Here is a 7,235-nt window from a genome sequence, read left to right as displayed (position 1 = left end):
CGCAACGTCTGCGCCCGCGGAGTCTTACATCTGGCAGGTCTCTTTTTACTTACCAGCTTGCTCGCATACGTTCGCGTACGAGGGCAGAGCTGCGGCGATTGTCAGCGCCCAGACGGCTTTTCAGCGTTGGATCCTGACGAGCGTCATTGATGGCCTGCTGCAGGGTGTTTTTAACCTGCGTCAGATCGTTTGCAGATGGCGCATCTGGGTTGCTGATATCCAGCAGATTTTCCAGCAGCCCCAGCGTGGCGTAGTTGCTGATGTCGTACGCCATTGGCGGAATGGTTGCCGCCAGTTTTTCCAGCGCCTCAACGGAACGCAGCGTGATACGCGCGGCAGATTCTTTGCCCATTGCGTGAATCAGTACAGCGTTGTCGTTGAACGCAATCAGACGGTTTGCCTGGTAACCGTGTGCCAGGAAGGCACCGGACATGGCTTTACCGACAATCAGGCCAATGACCGGGTGGCCCGCCAGACGCGCATTGGCATACGCCGCCGCCGCACCGGCCAGCGCCTGGTGAATACCGAAGCCTTCTTCACGACGACCGTATGCCTGGCTTGGCACATCAATCACCGCCACAATCGGACGTTTTACCGCGTTATTGGCGTCGGCTGCGATGGTTTCGCTCACCACTTTCGCCAGTGTCCAGCCTTCCAGCAGACCGACTTCACCGCCAGCGGCGCGTGGGTAATGGTTATTGGCATCCGGGACAACGGCAATAAAGCGCACCGTTTCACCGTTCAGTTCACCATCAGCGGCCTGTACGGACGGGCACAGCCCGGCAATACGTTTAGCGTTCGGTACGAGGGTTTCCAGCCATAATTCGCCACGGCTTATTGAGTTACTCATCATTTCACCTCCCGGGCGAAAAGCGCATGAATCTGTTCGGTATCGGCCTGTTTACGGGTGTCGAAATTCGTTAAACGGTCGAGATACCAGTCGTAGTTATCGGTGCGGTGTTTTGCCGGTACGCCTTTTGCCAGCGCGTCGTTCATTGCCGCTTTCACGGCGTTCACGCCATCGCCGACCAGCGCTTCCACCAGCCCGCTTTGGTAGCGAATTTCACCACCGGTCATGCTCCAGATAAACGGACGGTCACGGGAGTCATACTCTTCAATCCCCGCTTCCTGCTCGATAACCTGCGGGCCATTTAGCCCCAGACGCGCTTCACGGGTCACAATCAGGTAGCTACACAGTGCCGCAGCGATAGACATCCCGCCAAAGCAGCCCACGGTACCGGCGACAATGCCGACTACCGGGGTGTAACGACGCAGGTCAACAATCGCCGCATGAATATCGGCAATCGCCGCCAGGCCAAGGTTGGCCTCCTGCAAACGCACGCCGCCGGTTTCCAGGCTCAGGACAGCCTGAGTTGGGATGCCGTTGCGGTTATCTTCCGCCGCCAACTCCAGCGCCGCTGCCATTTTGGCACCGGACACTTCGCCCATGCTGCCACCCTGGAATGCGCCTTCAATCGCCACCACCACGGCCGGTTTGCCGTTAATGGTGCCTTTAGCAACGACCATGCCGTCATCCGACTGCGGAACGATGCCCTGCGCGCCAAGCCAAGGCGACATCACGCCGTCAAACGGGTCGAGCAGTTCGCGGTAGCTGCCTTCATCAAGCAGCGCGTGGGCACGCTGGCGTGCTTTTAATTCGATAAAACTGCTGTCATCACGCATGGCTCACCTCTTCAAATACCTGTTCGATACGAATACGTGCAACACCTGGGGTTGCACCAAAGTCGTGGATCGTCAGTTTTCCTGCAGGCAGGCTGCTGACCGTTTGCAGACGGTTCAACAACGCTTCCCAGCGACTGCGGCTGTTATCGACAGAAGTGGTGATATCAATGGTTAACGTCTGGCTCTGGTCGGCGGTGAATAACACCTCCATATCCCCGGAGCCCACAACGCCTGCCAGCGCTTTACCGCTTAAGGTGCGGCTCGCTGGCACGGTTAACGTAATGTGTTCCATAACATCCTCTTAATGCTTCGTGTATAGGGCGAATCGATGCGGTCGATGAACAAGGTGGCGGCGAGTAAATCTGCTGCCCCGCCCGGCGAGGCGTTCAGCGCCAGCATATGGCTATCGAGTGCGGCCAATGCCGCCTGACCTGCTGGATGAGCGCTGCCGCCAGCATTCAGCACCGCGCGGGCACCGTCCTGCATGGCATCCAGCCCTTCCATACCTGCGCGAGACAGCACGCAGGTATCAGTCAGCGAGGTCATGATCGCCATCAGCGCGTCGAGTCTGGCGTGCGTTTCACTGCTGCCGTTAAACCGGCTTAAACGCAGTTGCGGCAGCGCACGCTGCATCACATGCGGAAAAGCCTGCTGTGCCTCTTCACGTGCACCCGGCACCTGATAACGGTGCGTCGCACGCAGCCCTTTGCTGAACACTTTGGGTGCGGCGGCATCCGGCAGTTTTGCCAGCTCGGCGGCAGTCGCCGCGACCTGCTGTGCACTCGCGGTACCACCGTGCATTGCCACCGCGCTCACCAACAATCCGAGTGCCCAAATCGCGCCACGGTGGGTGTTCACACCGTCCGTGGCCGCCATCATCTGTTGCTCGCCTTCGCGACCGAGTCGCCCTATGGTTTGTCTGAGCGCAATATCCGCTGGACGCTGCCAGCTTTGTTGCGCTAACGACTGAAATGTAGAGGTCAGGCTGTGCGCAGAGCGCTCCATTAACGCAAGCGACAAGTCGTGATGCGCGCCATTCCCCCGACTGTCCACCAGACCGGGTTTCGGGCTGAGTCGCGCTTCGTCAATCAGACACTGCGTGGCGGTTCGCGCCAGCCATTCGGCACCGCCTTCAACCTGAATCGGGGACAGAAGTTTCATTACCAGCTCCGGAATTTCGCAGGTGGGTTGTAAAGACCGCCAGACCATTCAACGAGATCGGACACGCTACCGGCGGCCAGCAGAGAACGGGTCGCGTCGGTACGACGAATGCCCATATCTTCTGGATACACCACCTTGCCACTCTGACGCAGTTCAGCGACGCGTTTCGCATCAACGCCCAGACCGATGTCGGTGATCCCGGCAACCGCAGCCACCATCGCCCGGCGCTCTTCAAGATCTTTTGCCCGGTAGAGGTAAGCGATCCCTTCTTCGGTCAGGACGTGGGTGACGTCATCGCCATAAATCATCACCGGTGCCAGCGGCATCCCGGAGGTTTTGGCGACTTCAACCGCATCAAGTTTCTCGACGAAGGTCGGTTTCACGCCGGCCTGGAAGGTTTCAACCATCTGAACAACCAGTTTTTTACCGCGCTGCATTGGGTCAGGTTCGGTAATCATGTTCAGCCAGGCAGGAGTTGCATGACGACGGCCGTGCGGGTCATGGCCCATGTTTGGTGCGCCGCCGAAACCGGACAGGCGTCCACGGGTCACCGTTGAGGAGTTGGCATAGCCATCAACCTGCAAAGTGGAACCGATAAACATATCGACCGCGTACTGACCCGCCAGCTGACAGAAAGCACGGTTAGAACGCATTGAACCATCGGCACCGGTGAAGAACACGTCTGGGCGGGCACGGATGTACTCTTCCATCCCTAATTCACCACCGAAGCAGTGCACGCTTTCAACCCAGCCGCTTTCGATAGCAGGAATCAGCGTTGGATGTGGGTTCAGCGTCCAGTGTTTACAGATTTTGCCTTTCAGACCCAGCTGTTCACCGTAGGTCGGCAACAGCAGTTCGATTGCCGCAGTGTTAAAGCCGATACCGTGGTTGAGGGACTGGACCTGGTGTTCTGCGTAGATACCTTTAATGGCCATCATCGCCATCAGGATATGTTCTTGTTTGATCAGGCGCGGGTCACGGGTGAACAGCGGTTCAATGAAGAACGGCTTATCGGCGACGACCACGTAATCAATCCATGAGCCCGGAATATCAACGCGCGGCAGGTCGCATTCATCGTCGACCAGTTCGTTAACCTGCGCGATGACGATACCGTCATGGAATGCGGCGGCTTCAACCAGCGCCGGGGTATCTTCGGTACTCGCCCCGGTGTAGAGGTTACCTTTGCGGTCGGCTTTGAAACCGGCAATCAGCGCCACGTTTGGCGACAGGTCAACATACAGACGGGAGTAAAGTTCGATGTAGGTGTGGATGGCGCCAATTTCCAGCTGACCATCTTCCAGTAGCTGCGAAATACGCAGGCTTTGGGTACCGGAGAAAGAGAAGTCCAGCTTGCGAGCGATACCTTTTTCGAAGATATCCAGATGCTCGCTGCGTCCGACGCTGGGCATAATCATGTGCAGGTCGTGCACTTTTTGCGGGTTAACTTCAGCCAGCATGCGAGATAAGAAATCTGCCTGCTTTTGGTTATTCCCTTCTAATACCACGCGGTCACCCGGCGCGATAAGTAATTCCAGCATCGCGGTCAGGTCTGCGGTCGGCAGAACCTTGCCCTGCACCGGAACGGAAGCCAGACGCCGCTGTTTTTCTGTGCGGCGGGTGTTCCAGACTCGAGCTGGCGTTTGCCCAGATAACATTATTAACCTCCTGATTCAGCGAATCATTTTTGATTGCTTAACACTGGAAAGAGTGTGCGCTCTGGTGAGAAAGTCATCAATTAAGCGTAGGCGTGAATCATTAGCTTGAGAGTAATAATTGAAGTAACGATTTGTGATGAGGATCAATTTAAGCGGGGTAAGTAAAGCGGGTATCGCTACCCGCTTGCAGGAAATTATTTTTGCGCCGCCAGGCGCTGGCGGATATCGTCGAAATGTTGACGGTGATAAAGCTTACCGTCGAGGAAGCGGGTTTTCAGCTCGCCTTCCTGCTCCTGTTGCCAACGTTGTTCATCATGCAGTCGTAACTCGCCCTGCTCATCACGTGCAACGCGCAGCAGCCCGCGGGCAGAGCGTTTCAGACCATTGTCGGTTTTCGGCTCCTTAAAGATGGTCCGGCCTTTACCGTTCACTTCTCCCCAGGTCGCTTTCATCGCAAAGCCAAAGGTATCTCGCGTGTTGTACTGATAGGTAAACGATCCCACCCCGAACACCACGTTTGAGCTGGCAAAGCCTTTAGCCTCGAGGCGACGCAAGATTTCATTCGCCCGCTCCAGCGTAATGGAGTCGCCATAAATCAGCCCTACATGCGGGTCGAGCACCTTATACCCTTTGGCGTTTACCGTACCGCCAAAAATCTCCCACAGCACCTCCACGGAACCTTTTTCCTCTGGCGTACGTTCGGCACGGTTATCGTCATCTAGCCCAGTGCCACACAGAATATCGACCGGGTTACCGCTGTCCGGGCGGAACACCACCCGCCCCTCACGCGCCAGAATGATGTGCTTCAGTTCCCGGGTATACTCCGTCAGCACCTGCCAGTAGTCCCAGGTATCGGAGACTATCGACACAAATCCCTGCGGGTACAGATCGGCAATCAGACGACGGAAGGTTTCGATCTCGTGTTCACGCTCGCCCATGCACATCACGCTGTGCTCGGTGGCTGGAATGCTGGCGCCGATGAAATACGCCTCGCCGTCGGTGTAGTAATCACGGGCGTACAGCAGCGACGGAATACTGTCGGTGCCTTTAAAGCTCAGCAGATGCCCGCCGCCCGCCTGCATGGTGTCCTGCAATCCTGACATACCGCGAAACGAAAAGTCATGGCACTGGAAGTCAAGGTACGTCATATCGCTACAGGTTTTTTCTGCCCAATGCGCACAGATTTTGCGGTAGTGATGCGCGATGGTGGCATTGGTTGACGCTTTCCACAGCTCAGCCGACAGTACCGTCTCGAGGTAATTCACCAGCCAGAAAAACTCAGGTTGAGTATTGATGATGGTTAATACCGGCACCGCCATCGGGACTTTGCTGCCTTCATCCAGTGCTTTAATGTGCAACGGCAGATAGCCCAGCTGGTGCAGCGCACGAATGTGATCAACCGCCACGGCATCTTTTCCCAGATACCCGTCCATCACCTGCTTGTATTCACTGACCACCTCTTCCTGCGGTCGGGCAAAGAACGCCTCGTTAAACAAATCAACCAAAAACCACTGCAAAAAGCCCTGCAGACCGAAGAACACCAGCTTGCCATCCGGCAACGGCGACGAGAAAAAGCGATCGCTGCGCGGGGTAAAGTTGGAATAGACCCGGCTGGTGCCCTGCGGATACTGCACGCGGTGAGACACTTTGTAGCCATCAATAGCCAAGATTGGATTCATTTTCATAACAGGTGTCTCCCTCAGGCGCGGTAAATCGCGTCAATGTCGATAAGTTCAAGCTGCGGATGGGCCAGCGTAGAGGACGCTAACGATGTGGTGGTGTAAACGGCGTCAATGCCGTTGGCAAACAGGTGCTCAACGCCCTTAGAAAAGATCCCGTGGGTGACGTACAGGCTGACGCTGCGCGCGCCGGCATCGCGTAAAACCTGGGCAGAGCCAATGAAAGTGCCGCCAGCGTCGCACAGGTCGTCGACAATCAGCACATCCCGGTCTTTAACATCCCCGGCAACCAACGCGAAACCCGTCAGGTTGCCGCTGGCGACATCGCGTTTTTTGCTCAAAATGGCGTATTCAGCAACCCCTGAGGCTCTGGCGACAGCATCAATTTTCTTTAATGCTCCGGCATCAGGAGCCACCAGCATCAGCGCATTTTGCTGGAACTGGCGCTGCAAGGTCACGCTTTGCAGCAGACAGACTTCCTGGGGAAGCGTGATGAAATTATCGATAGCCGCTGCCGCCGCGTCGCTGTGTGGATCAAGTACCTTCACCTTGTCGAACTGCAACGTATTGAGCTGACGGGCAAAAACCTTCAGCGCAAAGCTGTCGCCCGCAACCATATGTCGGTCCTGGCGCGCCCACGGCAGCCAGGGAAGTTCAAGATGGCTGACCCGTACATCGGTCTGATGGCGCACCGCGTCGACCAACTGCGCCAATAGCATAAAGTCGTTCATATCGCGCATCGCCGTGGCACGAATGCGCATCTGGTGAGCGAAGGATGGCAACGCGTCGGTGACTTTCAACCAGACGGCCCCATCAGGAAAAATACCGCTGGCAATAGCGTAAGCCTGGTCATCCAGCGTTAAGGTTAATTTTACGCTCATGTCGCTTCCCCTTTAAATTGTGTCCCTTCGACACAATTAATAATGTCCCTAAGACAATTATTAAGCAAGCATAAAATAAAGTATTTTTGAACGTGCGCTAATCAACTGATAATCAATGGAAAAAAAACGCACCTTGCCCACCGATACCGGGCTGGTACACTTGGCAGCGTTGCACA

Annotated in this window: 7 protein-coding genes; all 7 read right to left on the bottom strand. The window is 56.1% G+C overall.

All coding sequences use genetic code 11. From position 1 onward, the window contains the following. Positions 1-49: 49 nt before the first annotated feature. The gene (mdcE, locus tag FDW95_RS16240) at positions 50-850 is read right to left on the bottom strand and encodes a biotin-independent malonate decarboxylase subunit gamma (RefSeq protein WP_115257327.1); all 801 of its coding nucleotides are present in this window, start codon (positions 848-850) and stop codon (positions 50-52) included. Continuing rightward, positions 850-1,683, bottom strand: a complete 834-nt coding sequence (locus FDW95_RS16235) for a biotin-independent malonate decarboxylase subunit beta (protein WP_115257326.1) — start codon at positions 1,681-1,683, stop codon at positions 850-852. Before FDW95_RS16235 ends, mdcE begins: the two co-directional genes overlap by 1 nt. Further along, entirely contained in the window at positions 1,676-1,975 is a 300-nt protein-coding gene (gene mdcC / locus FDW95_RS16230) for a malonate decarboxylase acyl carrier protein (protein ID WP_062775705.1), read from the bottom strand. The genes FDW95_RS16235 and mdcC overlap by 8 nt, the downstream gene beginning before the upstream one ends. Beyond that, positions 1,957-2,844: a triphosphoribosyl-dephospho-CoA synthase gene (locus FDW95_RS16225; RefSeq protein WP_115257325.1), complete on the bottom strand. Its 888-nt coding sequence runs from the start codon at positions 2,842-2,844 to the stop codon at positions 1,957-1,959. Before FDW95_RS16225 ends, mdcC begins: the two co-directional genes overlap by 19 nt. Next, positions 2,844-4,499, bottom strand: a complete 1,656-nt coding sequence (gene mdcA, locus FDW95_RS16220; protein ID WP_062775702.1) for a malonate decarboxylase subunit alpha — start codon at positions 4,497-4,499, stop codon at positions 2,844-2,846. The genes FDW95_RS16225 and mdcA overlap by 1 nt, the downstream gene beginning before the upstream one ends. Positions 4,500-4,693: 194 nt before the next feature. Further along, positions 4,694-6,184: a nicotinate phosphoribosyltransferase gene (locus FDW95_RS16215; RefSeq protein WP_115257324.1), complete on the bottom strand. Its 1,491-nt coding sequence runs from the start codon at positions 6,182-6,184 to the stop codon at positions 4,694-4,696. A 14-nt stretch (positions 6,185-6,198) separates the two neighbouring features. Beyond that, positions 6,199-7,059: a ribose-phosphate diphosphokinase gene (prs, locus tag FDW95_RS16210; RefSeq protein ID WP_115257323.1), complete on the bottom strand. Its 861-nt coding sequence runs from the start codon at positions 7,057-7,059 to the stop codon at positions 6,199-6,201. Between the last annotated feature and the right edge of the window lie 176 nt (positions 7,060-7,235).

The sequence above is a fragment of the Citrobacter sp. wls718 genome (genome assembly GCF_005280945.1).
In the GTDB taxonomy this organism is placed as follows: Bacteria; Pseudomonadota; Gammaproteobacteria; order Enterobacterales; family Enterobacteriaceae; genus Citrobacter; species Citrobacter gillenii.
This window is presented reverse-complemented; position numbering and strand designations above follow the sequence as displayed.